General features: G+C 74.8%; 23 protein-coding genes. 6 read left to right on the forward strand and 17 right to left on the reverse strand.

Annotated elements, in window-relative coordinates; translation table 11 throughout:
* From CFLA_RS15665 to CFLA_RS15725, 13 genes are all read right to left on the reverse strand, one after another.
* A complete protein-coding gene (locus CFLA_RS15665; protein ID WP_013118315.1) occupies positions 1-972 on the reverse strand; it encodes a DUF4097 family beta strand repeat-containing protein in 972 nt (323 codons plus the stop codon).
* Positions 969-1,640, reverse strand: a complete 672-nt coding sequence (locus CFLA_RS15670; RefSeq protein WP_013118316.1) for a response regulator — start codon at positions 1,638-1,640, stop codon at positions 969-971. The genes CFLA_RS15665 and CFLA_RS15670 overlap by 4 nt, the downstream gene beginning before the upstream one ends.
* Entirely contained in the window at positions 1,628-3,007 is a 1,380-nt protein-coding gene (locus CFLA_RS15675) for a sensor histidine kinase (RefSeq protein ID WP_013118317.1), read from the reverse strand. The genes CFLA_RS15670 and CFLA_RS15675 overlap by 13 nt, the downstream gene beginning before the upstream one ends.
* Before the next feature lie 174 nt (positions 3,008-3,181).
* On the reverse strand, positions 3,182-5,746 hold the full coding sequence (locus CFLA_RS15680) for a glycoside hydrolase family 48 protein (protein WP_013118318.1): 2,565 nt from the start codon (positions 5,744-5,746) through the stop codon (positions 3,182-3,184).
* Between the two features lie 317 nt (positions 5,747-6,063).
* Complete coding sequence (locus tag CFLA_RS15685; protein ID WP_013118319.1) at positions 6,064-6,900, reverse strand: ABC transporter permease; 837 nt, start codon at positions 6,898-6,900, stop codon at positions 6,064-6,066.
* 1 nt (position 6,901) lies between these two features.
* A complete protein-coding gene (locus CFLA_RS15690; RefSeq protein WP_013118320.1) occupies positions 6,902-7,873 on the reverse strand; it encodes an ABC transporter ATP-binding protein in 972 nt (323 codons plus the stop codon).
* A 117-nt stretch (positions 7,874-7,990) separates the two neighbouring features.
* The gene (locus CFLA_RS15695) at positions 7,991-8,713 is read right to left on the reverse strand and encodes a hypothetical protein (protein WP_013118321.1); all 723 of its coding nucleotides are present in this window, start codon (positions 8,711-8,713) and stop codon (positions 7,991-7,993) included.
* Positions 8,714-8,745: 32 nt separating this feature from the next.
* The gene (locus CFLA_RS15700) at positions 8,746-9,489 is read right to left on the reverse strand and encodes a hypothetical protein (protein ID WP_013118322.1); all 744 of its coding nucleotides are present in this window, start codon (positions 9,487-9,489) and stop codon (positions 8,746-8,748) included.
* On the reverse strand, positions 9,486-10,412 hold the full coding sequence (locus tag CFLA_RS15705; RefSeq protein WP_013118323.1) for an ABC transporter ATP-binding protein: 927 nt from the start codon (positions 10,410-10,412) through the stop codon (positions 9,486-9,488). The genes CFLA_RS15700 and CFLA_RS15705 overlap by 4 nt, the downstream gene beginning before the upstream one ends.
* On the reverse strand, positions 10,409-10,813 hold the full coding sequence (locus CFLA_RS15710) for a GntR family transcriptional regulator (protein WP_013118324.1): 405 nt from the start codon (positions 10,811-10,813) through the stop codon (positions 10,409-10,411). Before CFLA_RS15710 ends, CFLA_RS15705 begins: the two co-directional genes overlap by 4 nt.
* 173 nt (positions 10,814-10,986) lie before the next feature.
* Positions 10,987-11,826: a helix-turn-helix transcriptional regulator gene (locus CFLA_RS15715; RefSeq protein WP_013118325.1), complete on the reverse strand. Its 840-nt coding sequence runs from the start codon at positions 11,824-11,826 to the stop codon at positions 10,987-10,989.
* 74 nt (positions 11,827-11,900) lie between these two features.
* A complete protein-coding gene (locus CFLA_RS15720; protein WP_013118326.1) occupies positions 11,901-12,671 on the reverse strand; it encodes an SDR family NAD(P)-dependent oxidoreductase in 771 nt (256 codons plus the stop codon).
* Between the two features lie 469 nt (positions 12,672-13,140).
* Positions 13,141-13,689, reverse strand: coding sequence for a MarR family winged helix-turn-helix transcriptional regulator (locus tag CFLA_RS15725; RefSeq protein ID WP_245530261.1), 549 nt, complete (start codon positions 13,687-13,689; stop codon positions 13,141-13,143).
* Positions 13,690-13,767: 78 nt separating this feature from the next.
* Here CFLA_RS15725 and CFLA_RS15730 point away from each other — a divergent pair, with 78 nt between their 5' ends.
* The 3 genes from CFLA_RS15730 (at position 13,768) to CFLA_RS15740 (ending at position 17,594) form a co-directional block, all read left to right on the forward strand.
* Positions 13,768-16,032 carry an LLM class flavin-dependent oxidoreductase gene (locus tag CFLA_RS15730; RefSeq protein WP_013118328.1) on the forward strand — a complete coding sequence of 755 codons (2,265 nt, stop codon included), beginning with the start codon at positions 13,768-13,770 and terminating at the stop codon, positions 16,030-16,032.
* A gap of 77 nt (positions 16,033-16,109) precedes the next feature.
* Positions 16,110-16,484: a hypothetical protein gene (locus CFLA_RS15735; RefSeq protein WP_013118329.1), complete on the forward strand. Its 375-nt coding sequence runs from the start codon at positions 16,110-16,112 to the stop codon at positions 16,482-16,484.
* Positions 16,485-16,682: 198 nt separating this feature from the next.
* A complete protein-coding gene (locus CFLA_RS15740; protein ID WP_013118330.1) occupies positions 16,683-17,594 on the forward strand; it encodes a cutinase family protein in 912 nt (303 codons plus the stop codon).
* A 102-nt stretch (positions 17,595-17,696) separates the two neighbouring features.
* On the opposite strand, the gene CFLA_RS15745 is transcribed toward CFLA_RS15740, so the two are convergent.
* Together CFLA_RS15745 and CFLA_RS15750 are read right to left on the reverse strand one after the other, a co-directional pair.
* Entirely contained in the window at positions 17,697-18,752 is a 1,056-nt protein-coding gene (locus CFLA_RS15745; RefSeq protein ID WP_013118331.1) for an aspartate-semialdehyde dehydrogenase, read from the reverse strand.
* 1 nt (position 18,753) lies between these two features.
* The gene (locus CFLA_RS15750) at positions 18,754-20,019 is read right to left on the reverse strand and encodes an aspartate kinase (protein WP_013118332.1); all 1,266 of its coding nucleotides are present in this window, start codon (positions 20,017-20,019) and stop codon (positions 18,754-18,756) included.
* Positions 20,020-20,258: 239 nt separating this feature from the next.
* Here CFLA_RS15750 and CFLA_RS15755 point away from each other — a divergent pair, with 239 nt between their 5' ends.
* The 3 genes from CFLA_RS15755 (at position 20,259) to CFLA_RS15765 (ending at position 23,915) form a co-directional block, all read left to right on the forward strand.
* The gene (locus CFLA_RS15755) at positions 20,259-21,578 is read left to right on the forward strand and encodes a cellulose binding domain-containing protein (protein ID WP_013118333.1); all 1,320 of its coding nucleotides are present in this window, start codon (positions 20,259-20,261) and stop codon (positions 21,576-21,578) included.
* Between the two features lie 166 nt (positions 21,579-21,744).
* Positions 21,745-22,797, forward strand: a complete 1,053-nt coding sequence (locus tag CFLA_RS15760; protein WP_013118334.1) for an ABC transporter ATP-binding protein — start codon at positions 21,745-21,747, stop codon at positions 22,795-22,797.
* Entirely contained in the window at positions 22,794-23,915 is a 1,122-nt protein-coding gene (locus tag CFLA_RS15765; protein WP_013118335.1) for an ABC transporter permease, read from the forward strand. Before CFLA_RS15760 ends, CFLA_RS15765 begins: the two co-directional genes overlap by 4 nt.
* A 100-nt stretch (positions 23,916-24,015) precedes the next feature.
* On the opposite strand, the gene CFLA_RS15770 is transcribed toward CFLA_RS15765, so the two are convergent.
* Together CFLA_RS15770 and recR are read right to left on the reverse strand one after the other, a co-directional pair.
* Entirely contained in the window at positions 24,016-24,597 is a 582-nt protein-coding gene (locus CFLA_RS15770) for a DUF5063 domain-containing protein (protein ID WP_013118336.1), read from the reverse strand.
* A 20-nt stretch (positions 24,598-24,617) separates the two neighbouring features.
* Positions 24,618-25,217 (reverse strand): recombination mediator RecR, encoded by a 600-nt coding sequence (recR, locus tag CFLA_RS15775; RefSeq protein WP_013118337.1) that lies wholly within the window; start codon positions 25,215-25,217, stop codon positions 24,618-24,620.
* Between the last annotated feature and the right edge of the window lie 113 nt (positions 25,218-25,330).

Consider the following 25,330-nt stretch of genomic DNA (forward strand, 5'->3'; position numbering starts at 1 on the left):
TCAGGGCGCGAGGTACGCGACCGCGCCGTCCACGGCGCGCAGCACGACGCGCACGTCCGCGTCCGGGTCCGTCGGGGCCTCGACCCGCTGCCGGCCGGCCGTGTCGAGGGTCAGCGCCACGGGCTCGCCGTTGCCGTGCACCGTGAGGTCGCCGTCGACCGTCGACGCCGTGACGTCGCCCGCCACCGCCGCGACCAGCACGTCGCCGTCCGTGCTGGTCGCCGTCAGCGCACCCCGCACGTCGCTGACCTCGAGCCGACCGCTCGTCGTCCGCGCCTCGACGTCCCCGCCGACCCGCAGCACGTCCACCCGACCGTCGACCGTGCCCACCACCACACCGCCCGTGACGTCCGCGACACGCAGCGCGCCGTCGGTCACGTCCGCGAGCACCGCGCCCCGCACGTCGTCGACGCTCACGTCGCCGTCGGCGCCGCGCACCTCCACGTCCCCGCGCGTGCCGCTGACGTGCACGTCCCCGTCCGTCGCGCGCACCGTCACCGCGTCCGACGGCCCGGCCACCCGGACGTCACCGTCACCCGACCGCACGACCACCCGGGTGCCCTCCGGGACCGTCACGCTCAGGTCCGCGGAGCAGCGCACCGCGATCGCCGGGCACCGGTGGCGCACGACCGTGCGCTCGCCGTCCGACCGCACGTCGTAGGCCGGCGCGCTCCACGCGTACTGCGCCTCGCGGTCGACGCGGACCTCCTGCACGGCCTCGGCGCTCACGTGCACCTGCCCGTCCGCGACGACCTCCACGACGTCCGTCGCCGCGAGCGTCGCCGAGCCGGACGACTCCTGCGTGAACAGCCACGCCAGACCCTGGAGCACCCCGAGCGCGACCGCCGCGAGGGCGAGCGCGACGCCCAGGACCGTCAGGGCGATGCCGCCGGGCGAGCGCCTGCGTGGCGCCGACGCGGCCGGGAGCGTGGCGGGAGCCGTCGGGACGTCGGTGGGCCGGGCGGCGGTCACGGTCGCGCTCCGTTCGTCGGGCCGTCCTCCAGCCACCGCAGGACCGCGAGGACGCGGCGGTGGTCGTCGGAGTCGGGCGGCAGGTCGAGCTTGGTGAGGATCGAGGTGACGTGCTTCTCGACGGCCGGCAGCCCGACGACGAGCCGGTCGGCGATCGCCGCGTTCGAGCGACCTTCCGCCATGAGCGCGATGACCTCGCGCTCGCGGGGCGTCAGCAGGTCGGACAGGCTGCGCCGGGACCGGGCGAGCACCTGCGCGACGACCTCGGGGTCGACGACGGTGCCGCCGGCGGCGACCCGTGCCAGCGCGGCGAGGAAGTCGTCGACGTCGGCCACGCGGTCCTTGAGGACGTAGCCCAGACCGCCCGCGTCACCCACGAGCAGCTCGCGGGCGTAGCGCTGCTCGACGTACTGCGAGAGCACCAGCACCGGAAGCCCCGGGTGCAGCCCGCGCAGGTGGACGGCGGCACGCAGGCCCTCGTCGGTGTGCGTGGGCGGCATGCGGACGTCGGTGACGAGCACGTCCGGCAGGTCGGCGTCGGGGTCGCCCAGGGCGGCGACGAGCGCGTCGGCTGTCGGGTAGCCGGTGACGGTGTGCCCCTCGGCGGTGAGCAGCCGGGACAGGCCGTCCAGCAGGAGGACCGAGTCCTCGGCGATCACGATGCGCACGGCACCTCCACGGTGAGCACGGTGCCCCGGCCCGCGGGGCTGACGAGGTCGAACGAGCCGTCGAGCGCCTCGACGCGGCGGCGCAGGCCGTCGAGCCCGCCGCCCGGCGCGGCCGTCGCGCCCCCCGCACCGTCGTCGGACACCTCGACGCGCAGGCGGTCGTCGCGGACGTCGGCCCGCACCGCGGCGCGCGTCGCGCCCGCGTGCTTGGCGACGTTGGTGAGCGCCTCCGCGACCACGAAGTACGCCGCGGCCTGGGCCGGCGACCCCACCGCCTCGACGCCCGTGACCTCGACGTCCACCGGCACGGGCGAGCGCGCCGCGAGCGCGGACAACGCCGCGTCCAGCCCGCGGTCCGTCAGCACCGCGGGGTGCACGCCCCGCACGAGGTCGCGCAGCTCGGCCAGCACCTCCTTGACCTCGCCGTGCGCGGCCTCCAGCGCGGCCGCGGCCGCGGCCGGGTCCTGTGCCGCGGCACGGCGGGCCACGCCCAGCTCCACACCGAGCGCGACGAGCCGCTGCTGCGCGCCGTCGTGCAGGTCCCGTTCGATGCGCCGACGCTCCTCGTCGGCTGCGACCACCGCCGCGGTGCGGGTCTCGCGCAGGTGCTCGGCCCGCCCCTCGGCGACGTCGGCGCGCTGCTCGGCGGCGCGCGCGGCGCGCTCGGCCTCGGCCCGCGACCGCCCGCCCAGCAGGGCCCGCGCCAGCCGCACGTACGCGAGGTTCGCCAGCTGCACCACGAGCGCCGAGAGCCACAGGGCCGCGACCGCAGCCGGCACCAGGAGGGCCATGTGCGACGCCGACACCCGCTCCGCGAAGGGCACCGCCGGCACCACGAGCGCGCCCGCCGCGAGCCCCACGGCCAGCGGCCCCGCCGTCCACACGAGCAGCCACGCCACGAGCCCGTGCGCGAGCGCCGCCCACGAGCGCGCGTCACGCAGCCACGCCCACCACGCCCGTGGCCGCAGCAGCCCGTCCGGGGCCGGTGCGGGCGCCGGCACGGTCACGCCGAGCTGCGCCCGCAGCCGCTCCCGCTCCCCCACGCCGTACCAGCGGGCCAGCGCGAGCGTCAGCGCGAGCACCGGCAGACCCAGCACGACGACGGCCAGACCGGCACCGAGAGCCACGCCCGTGAGGAGCACCACCACCGCCGCGAGGCCCACGACGGCCGCGACCGCGAGCTGCCCGGCCCCCGCCCAGGTCGCACCCGACACCGGGGCGAGCGCGAGCGGGCGCCCGCCGGTGAGCATCGGGGCGACCGCGCGCACGTCGTCCGCGACCGCGATCTCGTCGAGGTGCGCGGTCGGGGCCGCGTCCGGGCGGTGCGGGGGCCGCGGCGGGGCGTCGACGTCGGGACGTGGGGTCATGGGGACGACGCTAGGCGCCGTGCCGCTGCCGCGGCAGCAGTGCCCACCCACGTCCTGGGGGTAGGGCCAGCCCTACCCCCGGCAGGAACGACGAGGGGCCGGTCCCGGGGGCTACCCGGGACCGGCCCCTCACCCGCCGTGCATGGGGTCACGGTGGGATGGGTCGGTCAGCCGTCAGGAGCAGGCGGCGCCGTTCAGCGTGAACTGCGTCGGCTTGGCGCTGTTGCCGTTGCCGTTGTGGCTGCCGTTGAAGCCGATGTCCACCGTGGCGTTGGCACCCAGGTTGCCGTTCCACGCCTCGTTGCTCACCGTCACGGTCTGGCCCGACTGGGCCCACTTGGCGCTCCAGCCCTGCTGGACGGACTGGCCGGCCGGCAGGTCGAACTTCAGGGTCCAGCCGGACAGCGCCGCGCCCTTGTTCGTCACGCGGACCGAGGCCGTGAAGCCGGTGTTCCACGCGTTGGCCGTGTAGCTCACCGTGCAGGCGCCACCCGGGTTCTGGGTCGGCGACGGGGTGGGCGACGGGGTGGGCGACGGCGTCGGGCTGACCGTCGGGGTCGGCGTCGGCGTCGGGGTGACCGTCGGCGTCGGGGTCGGCGTCGGCGTGACCGTCGGCGACGGGGTCGGCGTCGGCGTCACCGTCGGCGTCGGGGTCGGCGTGGGCGTCGGGGTCGTGCCGCCCTCGAAGAGGCGGGCGTAGTCCGACAGGGCGCCGGCGATGGCGGTCTGGGCCCAGAACCGGTGGTACCGGAACTCGGGGTCCGTGCCGTTCGCGAGAGCCGTCTCGACCTTCGACCACTGCGGGTCCTGCTTGTAGAAGGACCGGATGTCGAGGAACGACACGCCCGGCTTGATCGCGTCACCGTTGGGCATCTCGCCCGACCAGCCGTTGGGGATGAAGATCCCGTTGCCGCCCGACTGGTAGACGTCGTCGAACCGCTTGTAGTCGCCGCGCTTCTCCACCGAGGAGACGCCCAGAGCGGTCTGGTTGTTCTCCCAGATCGCGTCGAGCAGCGCCTTGGCGGTGTCACGCGCCTCGGTGTCACCCGACTTGGCCGCGTAGAACAGCAGCGCGCGGGCGGTGTCGCCGGCGACGCCGACGTCCTGGCCGGAGCTCTTGAGCGTCACGCGCAGGTTCGAGTTCGCACCCGGGTTGGACGCGTTCCACGTGTCGGGCGCACCCGACCACGTGAGCTCGGACGGGACGGACCAGTTCGCGCCGTCCGTCTCGATGTGGTCGACGACCCACGCGGACCACTTCTTCATGATCTCGCCCGCGAGCTCGTTGCCGGTCTCGTAGTAGAGCTCGGCGACGCGCTGCACGCCCCACGCCTGCATGCCGAACCACTGGTTCGACGGCGGGTCCACGTAGACCGGCGCCTCGGTGTACGCCATGCCGTAGAACGTCGGCGTGCCCGACGGCGGCTGCGCGTACGCACCGTTCCAGCTGTTGGTCGCGCCACCGGCGATGAGGCCGTCGGCGGACTGCAGCCAGCGGTACAGCTCGAGCTGGCGCTGCGCGGCCTTGGTCCAGTCCTCCTTGGCCGTCGACCCCTTGGGCGTCAGCTTGGAGTCGTTGGCCAGCGCCCACGCGGCGAACGGGTTCTGGTAGCCCATGTGCGCATGCGACGAGCTGATGCGCCACGCCCAGCCGGCGTTGGTGTCGGTCGCGCCGCCCCACGCCATGTACCAGGAGAGCAGGTAGTGCGCGCTGTCCTTGCCGGTACCGGCCGGGCAGCTCGGCGATGTGCAGCCGATCTGCTTGAAGTACTTGTCGAACAGCGTGTAGCGCAGGTAGTCACCGAGCTTGGACGCCTTGGCGACCGTGTCGGCGATCTGCGAGGCCTTGCCCTGCTCGGTCGCCCACTTGTTGGCCCAGTAGACGGCCTCGATGGCGCGCGCGTCGGCGTCGGACGCCGACGTGTACTTCCACTGCTTCGCGTACGACGCGTCGCCCGTGAACAGGTCGAGGTAGCCGTTGGGGCCACCGAAGGAGAAGTCGTCGCAGGTGGGGTGCGGCACGGTCTCCCACACCGACTCCTGCGGGCCGCGCTGGAAGGTGTTGACCAGCGACATGCCCTCCTGGTCGGGGCCGAGCGCGCAGCCGGGGCCGGGTGCGGCGCCGAAGCCGTAGATGTTGTCGACGTCGCCCAGCCAGTGCATCTGGTAGATGTCGTCGGTGCCGTACGCCTGCTTCAGCTCGGCGGCGATCGGGTCGCGCCCGACGCTGCCGCTGCTGCCGATCTGCGACGGGTACTTGCTCGGGTGGTCGTACTCCGAGGCGTAGCTCGCCGGCGCGTCGGCCCGGTAGAAGGAGTTCGTCGGCTGGTCCTCCTTCTGGGGGATCATGTACGTCTCGAGGTTCTTCCACGCCTCGTTGAGCGGCTGCCACTCACCGGTGGCCTGGCCGTAGAGGGCCTCGAGCCAGATCCAGTAGGAGTAGGCCTCGGAGGTCGTCATGTGCCCGTAGTCCGGGGCCTCGACCATGAGGGTCTCGACGGCGTGGTAGGGGATGCCCTGAGGGCTGAAGTACCCGTTGGCGGGGTCCTTGATCTTGTCGTACTGCTCGAGGAACCGCTTCGCGTACTCGGCGTCGACCGTCACCGCCGCGGGGGCGACCTGGGAGGTCGGCCCCGAGAGAGCGACGGCGGCCTGTGCGCCGCCCACGGCCACGAGCGACGTGGCTGTCAGGACGGCCCAGGCCGCTCTGACGGCACGCCGTCGGGTGCTTGAGGACATCTTCCGTACCTTTCCTGGCGTCGACCACGACGGCCTCGGTGCCGCCGTGGAACCTGCCGGCGGCCTCGGTACCGCCGCCAGTCCTGCGAGAAGGAACGGACCGCGGGCGGCGGGGCGCGGCTTCGCGCGTTGCAGCCAGCGGTCTGGACGGTGCTCACTCTGTTGACGCGCACGGGTAGCGTCCAGGCCGCGAATCGCTTAGGTAGGCCACCTCGTGGGAGCGTGTCCAGACCTGGTCCTCCGACCGGGACACCGGTCCTGCTCCCGCGACGGGGACGAGGACCGGCGTCCCGGCCGACGGTCGTGGGCCGCGAGCGTCAGGTCCAGCGGAAGAGGCGCACCGCGAGCGGGGTGCCGACGACCGCCCAGGCGGCCATGACCAGCACCTCGGTCGTCGGGAACGGCTGCCCCACCCAGCCCGCGGTCATCGCCTGCGTCGCGGCGCCCAGTGGTGTGAGGACCGCGATCGTCTGCACCGCGTCCGGCATGAGCGGCAGCGGCAGCCACACGCCGGCGAAGAACAGCGAGACGAAGTACAGCGTCATGCCCCACCCGTTGGCCGCCGCGGCCGTCGGCGCGAGCGCCGCCACCAGCGAGCCGAGCGCGAACGCCGACAGCACGGCCAGCACGAAGGCCAGCAGCACGGTCAGCGGCGCGACGGGCAGCTCGATCCCGAGCACGACCACGCCGCAGCCGACGGCCAGCAGTGCGGCGACGCCCAGGGTCACGAGGTTGACGACGACCTGCGCCACCATCAGGCGCGCCGGCCCGACGGGTGTCGTCGACAGCCGCCGCAGCACGCCGCGCTGCCGGTACGTGGCGACCACCGCGGGGAACGTCGACAGCGCGACGGTCGCCACGGCGAGGCTCAGCACGATCGGTGTGTATCCCGTGATCGCGCTGACGGCGGCCAGCGCCGGGTCGTCCGCGTCGTAGGGCTCGTCGGCCCACGGCATGACCAGCCCCAGCACGGTGAGCAGCAGCGCCGGGAACAGCAGGCCGAAGAACAGCACGGACGGGTCGCGCAGGAACAGCCGGGCCTCGACGGCCGTCATGCGGGCCAGCGCGCCGCCGCGGGTCGCGGACCGGGCGCCCGGGCGGGCCGGCGAGAGCGCGGTTCCGGCGGGGGTCGGGGTGGTGGGTGTGGTGGTCATGTCACGCCTCCGGCGCGGTCGTCGCGGCCTGCAGGGACGGCGCCGGGTCGTCGGGACCCGCGCCCGTGAGGGAGACGAACGCGTCCTCGAGGGACGCGCGCTCCAGACGCACGTCGGCCGCACGCACGTCGTGCCGGGCCAGCGCGACGAGCACGTCCTGCACGACCGTGCCACCGCCGCGCACGACGAGCGCGCGGTCCTCGACGACGGCCTCGCGGACGTCGGGCACGCCCGCGAGCGCCGCGAGCAGCGCGTCGTCGGCGACGGGCGTCGCAGGGCGCACCCGCAGGACCTGCTCGCCCTGGGCGAGCGCGACGATCTCCGCGGGCGTCCCGACGGCGGCGACACGGCCCGAGGCGATGAGCGCGATCCGGTCGCACAGCCGCTCGGCCTCCTCCATGAGGTGCGTGACGAGCAGGATCGTCACCCCCGCGTCGCGGATCGCCTCGACCACGGCCCACGTCTCGCGGCGCGCGTGCGGGTCGAGGCCCGTCGTGAGCTCGTCGAGGATCGCGAGCTGCGGGCGCCCGACGAGCGCGAGCGCGACCGACAGGCGCTGCTTCTGCCCCCCGGACAGGTCCGTGAAGGCCGTGTCCCGCTTGGCGCCCAGGCCCAGCAGGTCCAGCAGGTCCGCGGGGTCGGCGGGGTCGGCGTAGAACGACGCGTACAGGTCGAGCGCCTCCCGCACGCGCAGCCGGTCCGGCAGCGCGGACTCCTGCAGCTGCAGGCCGACCTGCTCGTGCAGTGCCGCGGCCTGCGTCGTCGGGTCGAGCCCGAGCACGTCGACGGTGCCGGCGTCGGGGCGGCGCAGCCCGGCGACCATCTCGACCGTCGTCGTCTTGCCGGCGCCGTTGCGTCCGAGGATCCCGTAGATCTCGCCGCGCTCGACGGTCAGGGAGACGTCCGCGACGGCGAGCGTGCTGCCGTACGCCTTGCGCAGGTGCTCGGCCCGGACGACCGGGGTGGTGGTCATGGTGGCCTCCAGTGGCCTCGACGGGGATGCGGGGGTGTGCGGTGCCACGGCACCCGGTGGTGACGGGCCCCGTGGGATCTGCGTGCGTGGGATCTGCGTGCGTGGGATCGCGGTGCGCTACGGGCTGCTGCGGCCGAGGGGCGTCCGCGTCGTGACGACCGCGAAGGCCGCGGCCGTGAGGGCGACGACGAGCGCACCCCCCAGCAGGGCGGGTGCGGCACCGGCCCACGAGTCGCGGCCCGCGGGCGTGCTCCCCAGCAGCGTGAGGACCAGCGCCACGGGTCCGGCGGTCACCGGCAGCGCGAGGGTGCCCCACCACCCGCCGGCCCGCTGGTACACGATGCCGACGAGCAGGCCGGCGACGTTCGCGACGACGCAGGCCAGGACCAGCTCGGCGAGCAGCAGGCCGGCCGGTGACGACTCGTCCGCCAGGACGGCGTCGGTGACGCGCCACCCCCACCCGGCAGCGCGGTGCAGCTCGCGCTCCACGGCCGCGAGCACGGTGAGCACCACGGCGTACGCCGTCCCGGTGCCACCGGCGACGAGGAGGGCCGCACGGGCGAACGTGCGGCGCGTCATCCCCGCCGCGACGTGCACCCGCAGGTACGTCGCGACCATGGCGATCGCCTGCGCGAACGGGAACCAGATCGCCCCCTGCCGGGAGTACAGGATCACCGCGGCGTCGAGCCCGCCGTTGACGTGCGCCAGCCAGAGGGAGAACGCCACGAAGAACGGGGTGACGACCAGCCAGTACCAGCCCAGGTAGCCGAGGACGACCCGGCCGATCCGGCCGGCGGTGTGCGCGACGGGCCCGGGACGGTGAGCGATCGTCGTGGTCATGGTTCCTCCCTCCTCGTGCGGTGCGTGGGCGGTCAGGGCCTGGCGGGGACGGGGGCGCGCCCGGCGACGACCGTGAACACGAGCGCGGCGGCGACGGCCAGGGCAGCACCGAGGCCGGCGAAGGCGACGAGCGCCTCCGCGTCGCTCGCGGACGTCCACGGTCCGGGCAGGCCCCGGAGCCGGGCACCGGGCGCGTAGAGCAGGACGAGCAGCGGGCCGACCGTCAGCGGCAGCGTGAGGGTGCCCCACCACGACCCGCCACGCAGGTACACGGCGCCGACGACGAGCCCGGCGAGGTTGGCGACCACGCACGGCACGGCGACGTCGACCAGCAGCGCCCAGGTCGGCTCGGCCGCACCCACCACCAGCACCTCGGTGATCACGGAGTCCCACCCGAGCGCGTCGTGCACGGCCCGCTCGACGAGCACCAGCGCCGTCAGCGCCACCGCGTACACGGCACCGGCGGCGACCTGGACGACGAGCGCGGCACGGACGAACGTGCGGCGTGTCATGCCGGACGCGACGTGCACGCGCAGGTAGGCGCTCACCACCATGATCGCCAGCGAGAACGGGAACCACGTGGAGGCCTGGCGCGCGTACACGGCGATCGAGACGTCGGTGCTGCCGCGCGTCGCCCAGCCGACGACGTTGGCGACGACGACGGCCAGGGCGACGATCAGCCAGAACCAGCGACCGAGCCGCACGAGCGCGGCACCGAGCCGCCGGACGGTGTGGGCGGTGGGCGACGGGCGGACCGCCGCGGCGGAGGCGCTCACCGTGCCACCTCGCCCGTCGGGCCGGGCGGCCCGTGCGTCGTGCACTGCGGGTCCGTGAGGTGCACGAACAGGTCCTGCAGGGGCACCGGGCCCAGCTCGAGACCGAGCTCCCGTGCGCGGCGCTCGTCGCCCTCCGCGAGAGCGCCGCGTACGGTGGCCTGGGTCGTGCCTCCGAGCCGCTGGGTCGCCAGGACGTCGCGGCCGGCGACGAACTCGCCGACGGCGGCTGCGGGACCGGTGACCGCAACGCCCTCGGCGTGCAGGGACTCGGCGTCCTGCGCGACGAGCACGCGCCCGCGGTCCAGCACGACGACGTCCTCGAGCAGCCGCTCGATCTCCCCGATGAGGTGGCTCGACAGGACGATCGTGCGCGGGTGCTCGGCGTAGTCGGCCAGCAGCGCGTCGTAGAACGCGTAGCGGCTGGGTGCGTCGAGGCCGAGGTGCACCTCGTCGAGGATCGTCAGCGGTGCGCGCGACGCGAGGCCGACGACGATGCCGAACGCGGACTTCTTGCCGCGCGACAGCTTGGACGGCTTGCGCTTCGCGTCCAGCTCGAACAGCTCCATGAGCTCGCCCGCGAGCTCGTGCGAGAACTGCGGGCGGGCGCCGGCGACGTACGCGAGGTTGTCCCGCAGCGGGTAGTCGTCGAGCACGTCGCCGGACTCCCGGACGAAGCACACGCCCGGCACGACGCGCTCGTTCTCCCACGGCTCCTCGCCGTCGACGAGCACGCGGCCGGCGGTCGGGCGGCGGAACGCCGCGAGCAGCGAGCCGAGGGTCGACTTGCCGGAGCCGTTGCGGCCCAGCAGGCCCGTGATGGTGCCGGGGCGGATGCTCAGGGTGACGTCGTCGAGCGCGACGACGTCGCCGAAACGCTGGGTGACGCCCTGCAGCTCGACGCCCCAGGCGGTGGTGGCGGTCATCGGGGGCCTCCCTCGGGGGCGGTGGTACCGGGGTCCGACGGGGAGCCGGCGGCGCGGGCACGCAGGCGGGCGACGACGTCCTCGACGTCGATGCCGAGGACGCGCGCGGCGTCGGCGACCGGGTCGACCGTGTCGGTGAAGAACGACTCGCGGGCGTCGGCCAGCAGGCGCTCGCGCGCCCCCGGGGCGACGAACATGCCGACGCCGCGGCGCTTGTAGAGCACGCCCTCGTCGACGAGCTGCGCGAACGCCTTGGCGGCGGTGGCCGGGTTGATCCGGAACGTCGTCGCGTACTGGGTGGTCGACATGACCTGCTCCTCGGCCCCCAGGGCGCCGGAAAGCACGTCCTGGCGGATCTGGTCGGCGATCTGCAGGTACACGGGGTCGCGTCCGTCGAACACGGTCACCCCTCCCTGCCAGTTCTGTGGTTCACTACTCGACTAATGAACCACAGAACCGGGGCCCGCGCAAGGATGCCGGCGCACTCCGCGCGGGGCCACGACGCGCCGCACGTCGCATCTGCCGTCGAGGCGTGCCCCCGGCGTGCGCCACCGGCCGTGCGGTCCGTCGCGCGTCAGCCGACCACGGGCCGCGGGCCGAGCGACGCCAGCAGCCGCAGCTTGTCGTCGTCCGCGGTGCCCGGCGTCGCCGTGAACACGAGCAGCACCTGCGCCTGCTCGACGTCGACGAGCCGCTGGCACTGCAGTGCCATCTCGCCGAGCTCCGGGTGCACGAGCCGCTTGTCCACCTCGTGCCGCAGGCCCACCTCGTGCTCCGCCCACAGGCGCGCGAACTCCTCGCTGCGCGCGAGCAGGGACTCGACGACCTGCGCGGCGCGCGACCCCGCGCCCTGGCGCGCGAGCGCGGCGCGCAGGTCGGAGACGAAGACGCGGCCGCGCGTCTCGTGGTCCTCGGCCGGGTAGACGTCCCGCGACGCCGGGTGCGTGAACCACCGGTGCACGACGGCCCGGTCGAGGCCGGTCAGCACCGAGTCGTCCCCGAGCAGGGCCGCCGCGGCGGCGTTCTGCGCGAGCGTCTCCCCCAGGTCCGTCATGACCTGGGCGGGGGTGTCGTGCAGCCGGTCGAGCACGCGCATCAGGCCCGGCGCGACGTGGTCCGCCTGCCCGGTCCGCTCGGGCGCGGGGCGCCCGACCAGCCGGAACAGGTGGTCCCGCTCGGCGAGGGTCAGGCGCAGGCCGCGCGCCATGGCGGTGAGCACCTGGTCCGACGGCTGCGGCCCGCGCGCCTGCTCGAGGCGCGACCAGTAGTCGCTGGAGATGTCGCACAGCAGCGCGACCTCCTCGCGGCGCAGGCCCGGCGCCCGACGGCGCGACCCGCGCGGCAGCCCCACGTCCTCGGGCTGGAGGGCCTCGCGGCGGGTCCGCAGGAAGTCGGCGAGCTGGGCGCGGTCCACCCCGGCAGTCTTGGCCCGCGGCGCCGCCGGGGCAAGACGCGGGACCGAGCGGGGGCGCACCACGACGGGCCCGCTCACAGCGAGATGCCACCCGACGCCTCGATCCGCTGGCCCGTCACCCAGCCCATCGCGGGCGAGACCACGGCGGCGACGAGCGCGCCGATGTCCGACGCCTGCCCGACACGGCCGAGCGCGGTCTGCGACGCGAGCACCGCCTGCAGGGCGGCGGTGTCCCGCACGGCACCACCCCCGAAGTCCGTGGCGACGGGCCCCGGCGCGACGACGTTGACGGTGATGCCCCGCCCGCCGAGCTCGACGGCCCAGTACCGGGTCAGCGCCTCCACGGCCGCCTTCATCGCGGCGTACGTGGAGTGGCCGCCGGGGCGGACGATCCGCGCGAGCCCGCTGGACACGTTGACGACGCGGCCGCCGTCGGCGAGCAGCGGCACGAGGGACTGGGTGAGGAGGAAGACGCCGCGCACGTGCACGTCGAACAGGGACTGCAGGTCGGCCGCGGTGGTGCCGCCGAGCGGGGTGGGCAGCGCGTGCCCGGCGTTGTTGACCAGGATGTCCAGCGTGCCGCGGCCCCACGTGACGTCGAGCGCCGCGGTGAGCCGGGCGGCGAACCCCTCGACGTCGGGCATGTCGCCGGTGTCCAGCCGCAGCGCGGTTGCTCGGCGGCCGAGCGCCTCGACCTCGGCGACGACGCCCCGCGCCTCGTCCTCGTGGTTGCGGTAGGTGAGCACGACGTCCGTGCCGTGGGCGGCGAGCGCGAGCGCGGTGGCCCGGCCCAGCCCGCGGTTGCCGCCGGTGACGAGCGCGAGTTCGGTGTCGGTGGGGGTCATGCGGTCCTCCGGTGCGACGGCGGCCGCCCTCTCGGCGACCGGACGCTCCCACCCTCGACGGGCCACCCGACGGCGAGAAGGCCCGCCCCGTCCTGGGACCGCCGGTCCCTGGACCGACCACCCCCGCCCACCCGCCCCACCGCCATCGGAACATGGGTCCTCGATACGTCGTCCGTACGGGGAGCCACGTTCCGCTCGGCGGGTGGTTCAGCGCGGTACGGCCGCCACCCCCACCGGCGAGCGGAACCTGGGTCCTGGATACGGCGTCCGGACGGGGAGTCAGGTTTCGCTCGGCGGGTGGTTCAGCGCGGTACGGCCGCCACCCCCACCGGCGAGCGGAACCTGGGTCCTGGATACGGCGTCCGGACGGGGAGTCAGGTTTCGCTCGGCGGGTGGTTCAGCGCGGTACGGCCGCCACCCCCACCGGCGAGCGGAACCTGGGTCCTGGATACGGCGTCCGGACGGGGAGTCAGGTTCCGGTGGGCGGGGTGGGGCGGGGGGTGGGGGCGGCGCCGACGAGTGCGCAGCGGTCCTCGCCCGGGGCGGCGGGGCCGGTCGCGCGCGTGAGCAGCGCGCGCAGCGCGGTGCGCTCGTCGGGGGTCAGGGCGTGCAGCACCTCGTCCTCGGCGGTGGCGGCGCGCTGCTCGACGTCGGCCAGCGTGGTGCGGCCGGCGGCGGTGGCGGCGATGCGGCGGACGCGGCGGTCGGCGGGGTCGGGGCAGCGTTCGACGAGGCCGGCCGCGCAGAGGTCGTCGAGCAGGTACGTCATCACCGTGCGGTCGATGCCGAGGTGGGCCGCGAGCGCGGCCTGCGTGGGCGCGGTCGCCGCGGCGGTGACGACGCGCAGCAGCTGGTAGCCGCGCGCGCCGGCGGGGATGCCGTCGAGCACGGCGCCGACGCCCGTGCGCCACCGGGTCAGCAGGGTGCCGAGCTGCCACCCGAGGTCGTCGGAGGTCGTCGTCGCCGAGGTGGCCGCCCCGGGGGCGGCCGCCGCGGGGTCCGTCGTCACGCTCGTCACGGGCGTCAGCATACCCGCTGAGGCCTAGATCGTCTGGCGTGCATATGCTCTGCACAGCACACGATATGAGGGGACACCATGACCGACTACGGGCACGAGCTGAGGTTCGGCACGTTCCTCACGCCGCAGAACGCCGACCCGACGGGCCCCGTCGACCTGGCGGTGCTCAGCGAGGACGCAGGGCTGGACCTGGTGACGTTCCAGGACCACCCGTACCAGCCGGCGTTCCTCGACACCTGGACCCTGCTGTCCTGGGTCGCTGCGCGCACCGAGCGCGTGCACCTGGCCGGCAACGTGCTCAACGTCCCCCTGCGGCCCCCGGCCGTGCTCGCGCGCGCGGCCGCGAGCCTCGACCTGCTGTCCGGCGGGCGCGTCGAGCTGGGCCTGGGCGCGGGCGGGTTCTGGGACGCGATCGAGGGCATGGGCGTGCCGCGGCTCACGCCCGGGCAGGCCGTCGACGCGCTCGACGAGGCCATCGCCGTCATCCGCGCGCTGTGGGACACCGACGGCCGCGGGCCGCTGCGCGTCGGCGGCGAGCACCACCGGCTCGCCGGCGCCAAGCGCGGGCCCGCACCGGCGCACGACATCGGCATCTGGGTCGGCGCGTACAAGCCGCGCATGCTGCGGCTCGTCGGGCGCACGGCGGACGGCTGGCTGCCGTCGCTGTCCTACCTGCAGCCCGGCGACCTCGCGCGGGGCAACACGACGATCGACGAGGCCGCGACGGCAGCCGGGCGCGACCCGCGCGAGGTGCGCCGCCTGCTCAACGTGAACGGCCGCTTCTCCCCCACCCCGGGCGACGGGCTCGACGGCCCGCCCGCGCAGTGGGTCGACGAGCTCGTGCGGTACGCGCTCGAGGACGGCATCGGCACGTTCGTCCTCGCCACCGACGACCCCCGCACCATCCGCACGTTCGCCGAGCAGGTCGCCCCCGCGGTGCGCGACGAGGTCGCGGCCGCCCGGGCGGCGTCCGGGACCGCGAGCGGCCCGGTCCGCAGCGCGGTCGCGCTGGCCAGGCGGGTCGACGGGATCGCCTACGACACGGCACCGGCCGACGTGCCCGTCGTCGAGCCCGGGGACCGTGCGTACGCGTCGCTCCGCTCGACGTACCTGCGCCGCGGCGCACCGGGCGTCGTGCTGCTGCCACGCACGACCGCGCAGGTCGTCGGCGCCCTCGGCTGGGCACGCGAGCAGCGCGGCCCGCTGGCCGTGCGCTCCGGCGGTCACGGCATCTCGGGCCGCTCGACGAACGACGGCGGTGTGCTGCTCGACGTCGGACCCCTCGACGAGGTAACGGTCGTGGACGAGGCGACGCGGCGCGTCCGGCTCGGTGCGGGTGCCACGTGGGGGAAGGTCGCCGCGACCCTGGCGCCGCACGGCTGGGCGATCTCGTCGGGCGACCACGGCGGCGTCGGCGTGGGCGGGCTGGCGACGACGGGCGGCATCGGGCTGCTGGGACGGTCGTACGGGCTGACGATCGACCACGCCGTCGCGTACGAGGTCGTGACGGCGGACGGGACCGTGCACGTCGTCGACCGCGAGCGCGAGCCCGAGCTGTTCTGGGGACTGCGGGGTGCCGGCGGCAACCTCGGGGTCGTCACGTGGGTCGAGATCGAGGCGGCCGAGGTGCCGGACGTCGTGCTCGCGACCATGACGTTCGACGCGTCGGACCCCGCGCGCCTCGTCGAGCGCTGGGGCCGCGTGGTCGAGGACGCGCCCCGGCAGCTCACGAGCTTCCTGCACCTGCAGGCCGGCGGTGGCGGGCGGCAGCCGCTCGCACAGGCCATGACGGTGTGGGCCGACGGCGACACGACGTCGGCGGTCGCCGCGCTCGAGGAGCTGCTCGGCGCAGGGCCGGTGCTCGACCAGCGCGCGACGCTCACGCCGTACTCGGGCGTCGTCGGGCCCGTCGCGAAGCACCACGACGGGGGCGCGCCGCCCGTGACGCGCTCGGGGCTGCTGCCCGCGATGACCGACGCCGCCGCGGCCGACCTGGGCCGACTGCTCGGGTCCGGCGAGGCGATGCTCGTGCAGCTGCGCGCCACGGGGGGTGCGGGCAACGACGTGCCGCCGGACGCGACCGCGTACGCGCACCGGCACCAGCGGTTCTCCGTCACGTCGTTCGCCGGGCGCGCGGGCCGGGCGGGCCTCGACGACGCGTGGGACCGCCTCGCGCACCCGCACATGGACGGGCTGTACCTGTCGTTCGAGACGGACCCGCGCCCCGAGCGCCTCGCCGACGCGTTCCCGGGGCGCACGCTCGAGCGTCTGCGGGCCCTCAAGCGCACCTACGACCCGGACCACGTCTTCGACCAGAACTTCCCCATCGACCCGCGGGAGTAGAGGGCCGGACTCCACACATCCGGCACGAGCCGCGTCTTCATAGGGCACGCAGGAACCGACCAGCCCCGGAGGACCCGATGAACCGCTCGACGACCCCCCGCTCCCGCCGCCGGACGATCGCCACGGCGGGTGTCATCGCCGCGACCCTGACCGTCGCCGGAGCAGGTGCCGCCGCGGCCGCGGCCCCGCAGTCCGCCGTCGGCCAGGCGGTCGGCACCGCCCTCGCGGCCGTCGGCGTGGACTGGTCCGGCATGCCCGAGGGCTACACCAAGGAGCAGTACGAGGCGTTCTGGGGCGCGGGGTACCAGTACGAGGACGTCGAGGAGCTCGTCGCCCTGTGGCAGGTCGAGGAGACCGAGGCCAAGGCGCGGGCCGGGCGGATGATCCTCGACGGCGAGACCCCGCCGGTGCCACCGTCGGGGTCGCCGGAGGACTACTACCGGGGCGAGTGAGCACCGGGCGGCACCCCCGGGGGGCCCTCGTGACCGGCACGGGGGTCCGCACATGACCCGTCACCCGTCCGGGCGTGATCAATTCGTGACCCTGTCATGAGAACTCTCTCATCGGACATATTGGGCACGCCGGTGGCCGTCCCACCGGTCGGCAGGTCGTCGTCGACCGGCCGCCGTCCACGTCTGCGAGGCCCCTCCATGCAGGTCACCCCCACCCGCCGCACCCTGGCCGGCGTCGTCGCCGCCGTCGCGGCGCTCGCCTCCGTCACCACCCTCGCCACCGGCGCGAGCGCCGCGCCCGCCTGCCCCGACGTCGAGCTCGTGTTCGCCCGCGGCACCGGGGAGGCCGCAGGCCTCGGCATCGTCGGGCGCCCCCTCGAGCGCGCGCTCGCCGCCGAGCTGCCCGGCCGCACGGTCGTGGCCACCGCCGTCGACTACGCCGCGAGCTCGTCGCAGGCCAGCGCCGGCCCGGGGTCGGGCGACATGGTCGCGAAGGTCCGGTCCCGCGCGGCCGCGTGCCCCGGGACGCAGTTCGTGCTCGGCGGCTACTCGCAGGGCGCCACCGTCACCGACCTGGCCCTGGGCATCCGCACCGGCGTCACGGCCGGCACCGCGCTCCCGGAGGACCTGGCGGCTCGGGTCGCCGCCGTCGTCGTGTACGGCAACCCGCTGGGGCTGACGCGACGCACCATCGCGCAGGCCGCGCCGGCGTTCGCGACGCGGACCGTCGAGTACTGCAACGCCGGCGACCCCGTCTGCGAGCCCGGCGGCGGCCGCTTCACCGCACACATCACCTACGCCACCAACGGGACCGTGCTCGAGGGCGCACGGTTCGCGGCGGCGCGCGTGACGGCACCGGCACCCACGCCGACACCCGGCCCCACCGGGACCCCGGCCCCCGTGCCGAGCGCGGAGCCGACCCCCGCACCCGGTGACACGTGCGTCACCGCCAGCTCGCTGCAGCACGTGCGCGACGGACGCGCGTACCCCCTGTGGATGCGGACCTACGCGCGCGGCTCGGGCGACCCGCTCGGCGTCCTGAGCAGCCGCACGGTCGTCTCCCTCCAGGCGGACGGCACCGACACGTGGCGCAAGGTCGCCGCCTGCTGACCCGCCACCTGCCGATCGCCCCCCACGACGACGAGGGCCGGACCGCGCGGTGCGGTCCGGCCCTCGGCCGGTCGTGCGGTGCCGGGGCGACCGGCGCGCGGGTCAGGCGATCGCGAAGCGGCGGGTCGCGAGGACCTCGGCGATCTGCACCGCGTTGAGCGCGGCTCCCTTGCGCAGGTTGTCGTTGCTGATGAACAGGGCCAGCCCACGGCCGTCGGGCGCGCCCTCGTCCTGGCGGATGCGGCCGACGAACGACGGGTCCTGCCCGGCGGCGACCAGCGGCGTCGGGACGTCCGCGAGCTGCACGCCCGGCGCCGTCGACAGCAGCTCGGTGGCACGCTCGACCGAGATCGACCGCTCGAACTCGGCGTTGACGCTCAGCGAGTGGCCCGTGAACACCGGGACGCGCACGCACGTGCCCGAGACCAGCAGGTCGGGGACATCGAGGATCTTGCGCGACTCGTGGCGGAGCTTCTGCTCCTCGTCGGTCTCGTGCAGACCGTCGTCGACGATCGAGCCGGCGAGCGGGATGACGTCGAACGCGATCGGTGCGACGTACTTCTCCGGCGACGGGAACGCCACGGCGCCGCCGTCCTGGACGAGCGCGAGCGTGTCCTGCTCGACCGCGGCGCGGACCTGCCCGTCGAGCTCCTGCGCACCGGCCAGCCCCGAGCCGGAGACTGCCTGGTAGGTCGAGACGACAAGGCGGCGCAGGCCGGCCTCGTCGTGCAGCACCTTGAGCACCGGCATCGCGGCCATCGTCGTGCAGTTGGGGTTCGCGACGATCCCGATCTCGATCTCGTCGAGCGCGTCGGGGTTCACCTCGGACACCACGAGCGGCACCCGCGGGTCCCGGCGCCACGCCGAGGAGTTGTCGACGACGATCGCACCGGCCGCCGCGAACCGCGGCGCGTGCTCCTTGGACGTGCCGCCGCCGGCGGAGAACAGTGCGATGTCGATGCCGGACAGGTCGGCCGTCGCGACGTCCTCGACGACGACGTCCTCGCCGCGCCACGGCAGGGTCGTGCCCGCCGAGCGTGCCGACGCGAAGTACCGGATGGACGCGACCGGGAAGTCCCGCTCGTCCAGCAGCCGGCGCATGACCGCACCGACCTGGCCGGTCGCCCCGACGACCGCGATCCTCAGACCCTGCGCCACGTCAACGCCCCGTCCCGCCGTACACGACGGCCTCGGTCTCCTCGGCGTCCAGGTCGAACGCCGTGTGCACGGCCCGCACCGCGTCGTCGAGCGAGTCGGCGCGGGTGACGACGGAGATGCGGATCTCCGACGTCGAGATCATCTCGATGTTGATGCCGGCCTCGGACAGCGCGGCGAACAGCTTCGCGGACACGCCCGGGTGCGACTTCATGCCGGCACCGATGAGCGAGAGCTTGCCGATCGTGTCGTCGTACTGCAGCGACTGGAAGCCGATCGTCGGCTGGTCCGCCGTCAGCGCGGACGTGGCCTTCGCGCCGTCGCTGGCGGGCAGCGTGAAGGAGATGTCCGTCAGGCCCGTCGCGGCCGCGGACACGTTCTGGACGATCATGTCGATGTTGACGCCGGCGCCGGCGACGACCTCGAAGATGCGCGCGGCCTTGCCCGGCACGTCGGGCACGCCGACGACCGTGATCTTGGCCTCGCTGCGGTCGTGCGCGACGCCCGCGATGATCGGCTGCTCCATGCTGGGGTCCTCCTGGTTCGTCACGAGCGTGCCGGTGTGCGTCGAGAACGACGAGCGCACGTGCACGGGCACGTCGTACCGGCGGGCGTACTCGACGCAGCGGGGCATGAGCACCTTGGCACCGCTGGCCGCCATCTCGAGCATCTCGTCGTAGCCGATGCGGTCGACCTTGCGGGCGCTCGGCACGATGCGGGGGTCGGCGGTGAACACGCCGTCGACGTCGGTGTAGATCTCGCAGACGTCGGCCTTGAGGGCGGCCGCCAGCGCCACGGCCGTGGTGTCGGAGCCGCCGCGGCCGAGAGTCGTCACGTCGTTCGTCGACGGGTTGACGCCCTGGAAGCCGGCGACGATCGCGACCTCGCCGCGCGCGATGGTGTCCTTGATACGGCTGGGCGTCACGTCGATGATGTGCGCCTTGCCGTAGACCTCGTCGGTGATGACGCCGGCCTGCTGTCCGGTGAAGGACTTCGCCTCGACGCCCAGGTTGTGGATCGCCATCGCCAGCAGCGACATCGAGATCCGCTCGCCCGCCGTCAGCAGGATGTCCATCTCGCGCGTGGGCGGCAGCGGCGACACCTGCTGCGCGAGGTCGATGAGCTCGTCGGTGGTGTCCCCCATGGCCGAGACGACGACCACCACGTCGTGCCCGGCCTTCTTCGTCTCCACGACCCGCTTGGCGACGCGCTTGATGCTGGCGGCGTCGGCGACGGACGAGCCGCCGAACTTCTGGACGATGAGGGCCACGGCGTCGGAGCTTCCGGGAGGGCGGGTAGGGACGCGGAGAGTGTAGGCCCCGCCCAGGATGCGGACGCGGCCGATTTCGCATGCCGGACGAGTGCCCGTGCCGGACGAGCGCCCATGTGGGAGGTGAAGCGTTTGGGCGGCTGGTCGCCCCGGGCAACCGACGCGCACGCTGCCCCTCGGCCCGTCGTCCGAGCGACGGGCCCGACCCGCGCCGCGAGGCGCACCGTCCTGGGAGGGCCATGTCCACCACCCGATCCACCCTGCGCGCCCGCAGTGCGCTCGCCGCGCTCGTCGCGGGCGTCCTGACGGTCGGCGCCGTCGCCGTCGCGTCCGCCAGCGAGCCGCAGGTGCGCACCGCACGCTGCGAGGTCACCTTCACCACCAACTCCTGGCCCGGCGGGTTCGTCACCGAGGCGCGCTTCTCCACGGCGGAGGCGCTCTCCGGGTGGACCCTGTCGTTCCTGCTGCCCGACGGGGCACGCGTCAGCAACGCCTGGAGCGCCGACGTCGCGCAGTCCGGCCAGAGCGTGACGGTCCGCAACGCCGCCTGGAACGGCCAGCTGTCCGCCGGGGCGACGGTCTCGTTCGGCTACCAGGGGACGACCACGGGCAGTGCCGTCGAGCCGCCCGAGGTGTACCTCGACGGCGCGCGGTGCGTGGGCCTCACCGGCCCGACCACGCCGCCGACGCCGACCGTGAGCCCCACACCCACGCCCGTCGTCGACCCGACGCCCAGCCCCACACCGAGCCCCACACCGTCGCCGACGCCGAGCCCCACACCGAGCGCGACGCCCAGCCCCACGCCGAGCCCGACGCCCAGCCCCACACCGAGCCCGACGCCCAGCCCCACGCCGAGCCCCACACCGAGGCCTGACCCGGGCGGCTGCAGCGGCGCGTTCTGCGACGGCTTCGAGGCCCAGACCGGCACGTCGCCGGCCGCGCCGTGGAGCGTGGTGCACCCCGACTGCTCCGGCACGGGCACCGCGAGCATCGACTCCTCCGTGGCCCGCTCCGGCAGCCGGTCGCTGCGGATCAACGGGGCCGTGGGCTACTGCAACCACGTGTTCGTGCAGGCCGACGGGGCCGTGACCGGCTCGGGGGCGACGTACCTGCGCTTCTGGGTGCGGCACACCACCGCGCTGCCGACGTCGCACGTCACGTTCCTCGCGATGAAGGACGCGAACGACAACGGCAAGGACCTGCGCATGGGCGGCCAGAACGGTGCCCTGCAGTGGAACCGCGCGTCGGACGACGCGACGCTCCCCGAGCAGAGCCCCAACGGCGTCGCGCTGAGCAAGCCGCTGCCCACGAACCAGTGGTCGTGCGTCGAGGCGCTCGTGGACCCGGCAGGACGCCTGACCACGTGGCTCGACGGCTCCGAGGTCACCGGCCTGGTCGCCGACGGCACGCCGACGCACGACGTGGACAGCCAGTGGCTCAACAAGGCGTGGAGCCCGCGGCTCGTCGACCTCAAGCTGGGCTGGGAGAGCTACGGCGACGGCGCGGACACGCTCTGGTACGACGACGTGGTGGTGAGCAGCAGCCGCACCGGCTGCTGACGCCCCGCCACGCACCGCGAGAGGTCGGTCCGTCCCGGGCACCGGGCCGGACCGACCTCTCCGCGCGGGGGAGGCAGGTGGCGTCCGACCGCGGGGCGACACCGCCGCACGAGGTTCCGCCCCCGGGTGGACTCCCCGGCGGGGTCGCGGCTCCTAGCGTGGCGTCATGCCACCCGACGCCCCGCAGCCCGACCGGCCCGCACCGGGCCCTGACGCACCTCCCGCCCCGGCGCCCGTCGCGCCCGGGCCCACCGCCGTCGCCCCGCGGGCGCACGGCATCGAGGTCAGCGGCCTGCGCCGCGCCTTCGGCACGGTCAAGGCGCTCGACGGCGCCGACCTCGTCGCGCGCGCCGGCGCCGTGACCGCGCTCGTCGGCCCCAACGGCTCGGGCAAGACGACGCTCCTGCTGGTGCTCGCCGGGCTCCTCGTGCCCGACTCCGGCCAGGTCCGGGTCGCGGGGCACGACCCCGTCACCGAGAACTCCGCGGCCCGCGCCCGCACGGGCTGGATGCCCGACGCGTTCGGCACGTGGGACTCGCTGACGGCACGTGAGGTCCTCACCACCTTCGCCGACGCCTACCGGGTCCCGCGCGGCACCGCGGCCGCGCGCGTCGACGAGCTCCTCGCCACCGTGCACCTCTCCGAGTACGCCGACCAGCCGGCCGCCGTCCTGTCCCGCGGCCAGAAGCAGCGCCTGGGCCTGGCCCGCGCGCTCGTCCACGACCCGCAGGTGCTGCTGCTCGACGAGCCGGCCAGCGGGCTGGACCCGCGCTCGCGCGTCGACCTGCGGATCCTGCTGCGCCGCCTCGCCGACGAGGGGCGCACCGTGCTCGTCTCGTCGCACGTGCTGTCCGAGCTCGACGAGATGGCCGACGACGCGGTCTTCCTGTCGCGCGGGCGGACCGTGGCCGGCATGACGGACGCCGACGCGGCGACCGCGCGGCGCACGTGGCACGTGCGCGCGCTGTCGCTGCCCGCCCTCACTGCGTGGCTGGACTCGACGGGCACCGCCTACCGGCCCGACGGCGCGACGCGGCTCGTCGACACCGCCGCGGGCACGGCACCGTCCGGCGGCGTGCTCGTGGACGTCGAGGGCGAGGCCGGCGCAGCCGCCCTGCTGCGCGACGCGGTCGCCGCCGGCGTCCCCGTGGTGTCCTCGGCCCCCGCCGCCGGTGCGCTCGAGCAGGCGTACCTCGCCCTGGAGGAGGAGCGACGATGACGACGACCACGACCGCCCCCGGACAGGCCGCCGCCCGGCCCGTCGGCACCTGGACCCTCACCTGGCACGGCGTGCGCACCGTCGCCGCCCTCGAGCTGCGCCAGCGCGTGCGCTCGTCGCGGTGGAAGACCGCGCTGATCGTCTGGTTCGCCGTCGTCGGGCTGATCACGCTGCTCGCCGGCGGCGTCCTCACCGTCGTCGACGACACCGCGACCAGCACCGAGGCCGCCGGCGCGGTGCTCTTCGTCGTCGTCACCGCGCTGATCCTGGGGCTCGGCCTGCTCGTGACCCCGACGCTCGCCTCGACGGCCGTCAACGGCGACCGGGCCGCCGGGACGCTCGCGACCCTCCAGGTCACGCTGCTGTCCCCCGCGGAGATCGCCGCAGGCAAGCTGGTCGCCGCATGGCTCAGCGCGTGCGCGTTCCTCGTCGTCAGCATGCCGTTCCTCCTCATCGCCCTGGGCATGGGCGGTGTGCCGTTCGCGACGCTGCCGCGCGTGGTCGTGCTCATCGCGCTGCTGCTCGCGGCCGTCTGCGGCATCGGCCTGGGCTGGTCGACGATCGCGGCGCGACCCGCCGGGTCGACGGTGCTGACGTTCGTCACCGTCGCGGGACTGACGGTCTTCACGCCGATCTTCTTCGGCCTGACGTACCCGTTCCTCAGCAGCATCCAGGAGGTGCAGGTCTACGGGCTGCCGGACGACTACTGGGAGCAGCCCGACTCGTCGACGCCGTCCGAGCCGGTGTGCGAGCTCAGCGTGCAGGAGCGGTCCGTCGCCCACACCGAGTGGACGTGGTGGCTGCTGGCGATCAACCCGTTCGGGGTCGTCGCCGACGGCGCCCTGCCGCCCGGCACGCACGAGGGGTCGCCGGCCGAGTACGTGACGGCGTCGACCCAGGGCCTGCGCGACCTGCGGCTGGGCGCACCCGACGTGCACGACGAGTGCTGGGTCGACGAGGACACCTCGGACGTCGTGCCCACGAGCAGGGGTGCAGGGCCCGTGTGGCCCCTCGGGCTCGCGGTGAACCTGCTGCTCGGCACCGCCGGGTTCGTCGTCGCCGTCCGCCGGCTCCGCATCCCGCAGCGGACCCTGGCCCGCGGCACGCGCGTCGCCTGACCGTGCGGCAGGGCGCCGTCGTGCCACCGGCGGCGCCCTGCCGCACCTGGCTGCGGGACGCCCCGCGGCGGACGTGGCCGGGGAGTGCCGCCCGGATCCGTCAGGGCTGCAACGCGTCGTACTCCGCCTCGGCCGCGACGTCGTCGTCGACGTCGAGACGCACGTGGGCCAGGATCGTCTGGATCGCGCGCAGCGTGCTCGCGGCGCGCTCGCCCCAGTCGGACAGGTAGCTGAACTGCCACCACCACAGCGCCTCGAGGACGTGCCCGCGCTCGTGGTGCGCCAGGCCCTGCGTGAGCGCGCCGACGATCGCGACGAGGTCACCCGAGATCGTCGACTCCTCGACCTCCGGGCCGAGCAGCGGGTCGACGACCTCGATGTACTCGTCGATGCCGTCGAACAGGTTCGCGAGGTTCGCGCGCAGCGGCTCGAGGTCGGCGTCGGGGCCGATGTCGGGTTCGAAGCGCGACGGCGGCACGACGTCCGTGGTCGCACCCAGCCGCGCACCGGCGGCGAGCAGGTCGGACAGCGCGAGCAGCAGCAGCGGGAGCGACGCGTCCGGGGCGGAGCCGGCCGCGACCTCCGTGATCGTCGTGAGGAAGCTCCGCGACTCCGACGCCACCGCTTCCGCGATGTCGCGCAGGTCGGGGTCCGCGGTCGGACGCTCGTCGTCGGTGCTCATGCGCTCCCCCTCGTCGTCGATCAGGCGCTCAGCCGGCGCCGGCCCTCGAAGGCCCGGCCCAGCGTGACCTCGTCCGCGTACTCCAGGTCGCCGCCCACCGGCAGCCCGGACGCCAGCCGGCTGACCGTCAGGCCCATGGGCACCAGCAGGCGCGCCAGGTAGGTCGCGGTGGCCTCGCCCTCGACGTTCGGGTCGGTGGCGAGGATGACCTCGGTGACGGTGCCGTCGGCCAGGCGCGTCATGAGCTGGGCGATGCGCAGGTCGTCGGGGCCGATGCCCGCGATCGGGTTGATGGCCCCGCCGAGCACGTGGTACCGGCCGCGGAACTCGCGCGTGCGCTCGATCGCCACGACGTCCTTCGCCTCCTCGACCACGCAGATCGTGGTCGGCAGGCGGCGCGGGTCGCGGCAGATCCGGCACTGCGGCTCCTGCGCGACGTTGCCGCAGACCTCGCAGAACTGCACGCGCGCCTTGACCTCCGTCAGCGCGTCCGCGAGGCGGCGCACGTCGGCGGGGTCCGCCGCGAGGATGTGGAACGCGATGCGCTGGGCGCTCTTCGGACCGACCCCGGGCAGCCGCCCGAGCTCGTCGACCAGGTCCTGGATCGCGCCCTCGTACACGGCACCACCCTAGTTCCCCGCGCACCCGCCGGACGCGCGCCCCGCGAGCGCTCCATCGCGCTCACCCCGAGAAGTGGTCACACCTGCGACCACGTCCGGCACCCGACGGGCAA

It is taken from the genome of Cellulomonas flavigena DSM 20109 (genome assembly GCF_000092865.1).
In the GTDB taxonomy this organism is placed as follows: domain Bacteria; phylum Actinomycetota; class Actinomycetes; order Actinomycetales; family Cellulomonadaceae; genus Cellulomonas; species Cellulomonas flavigena.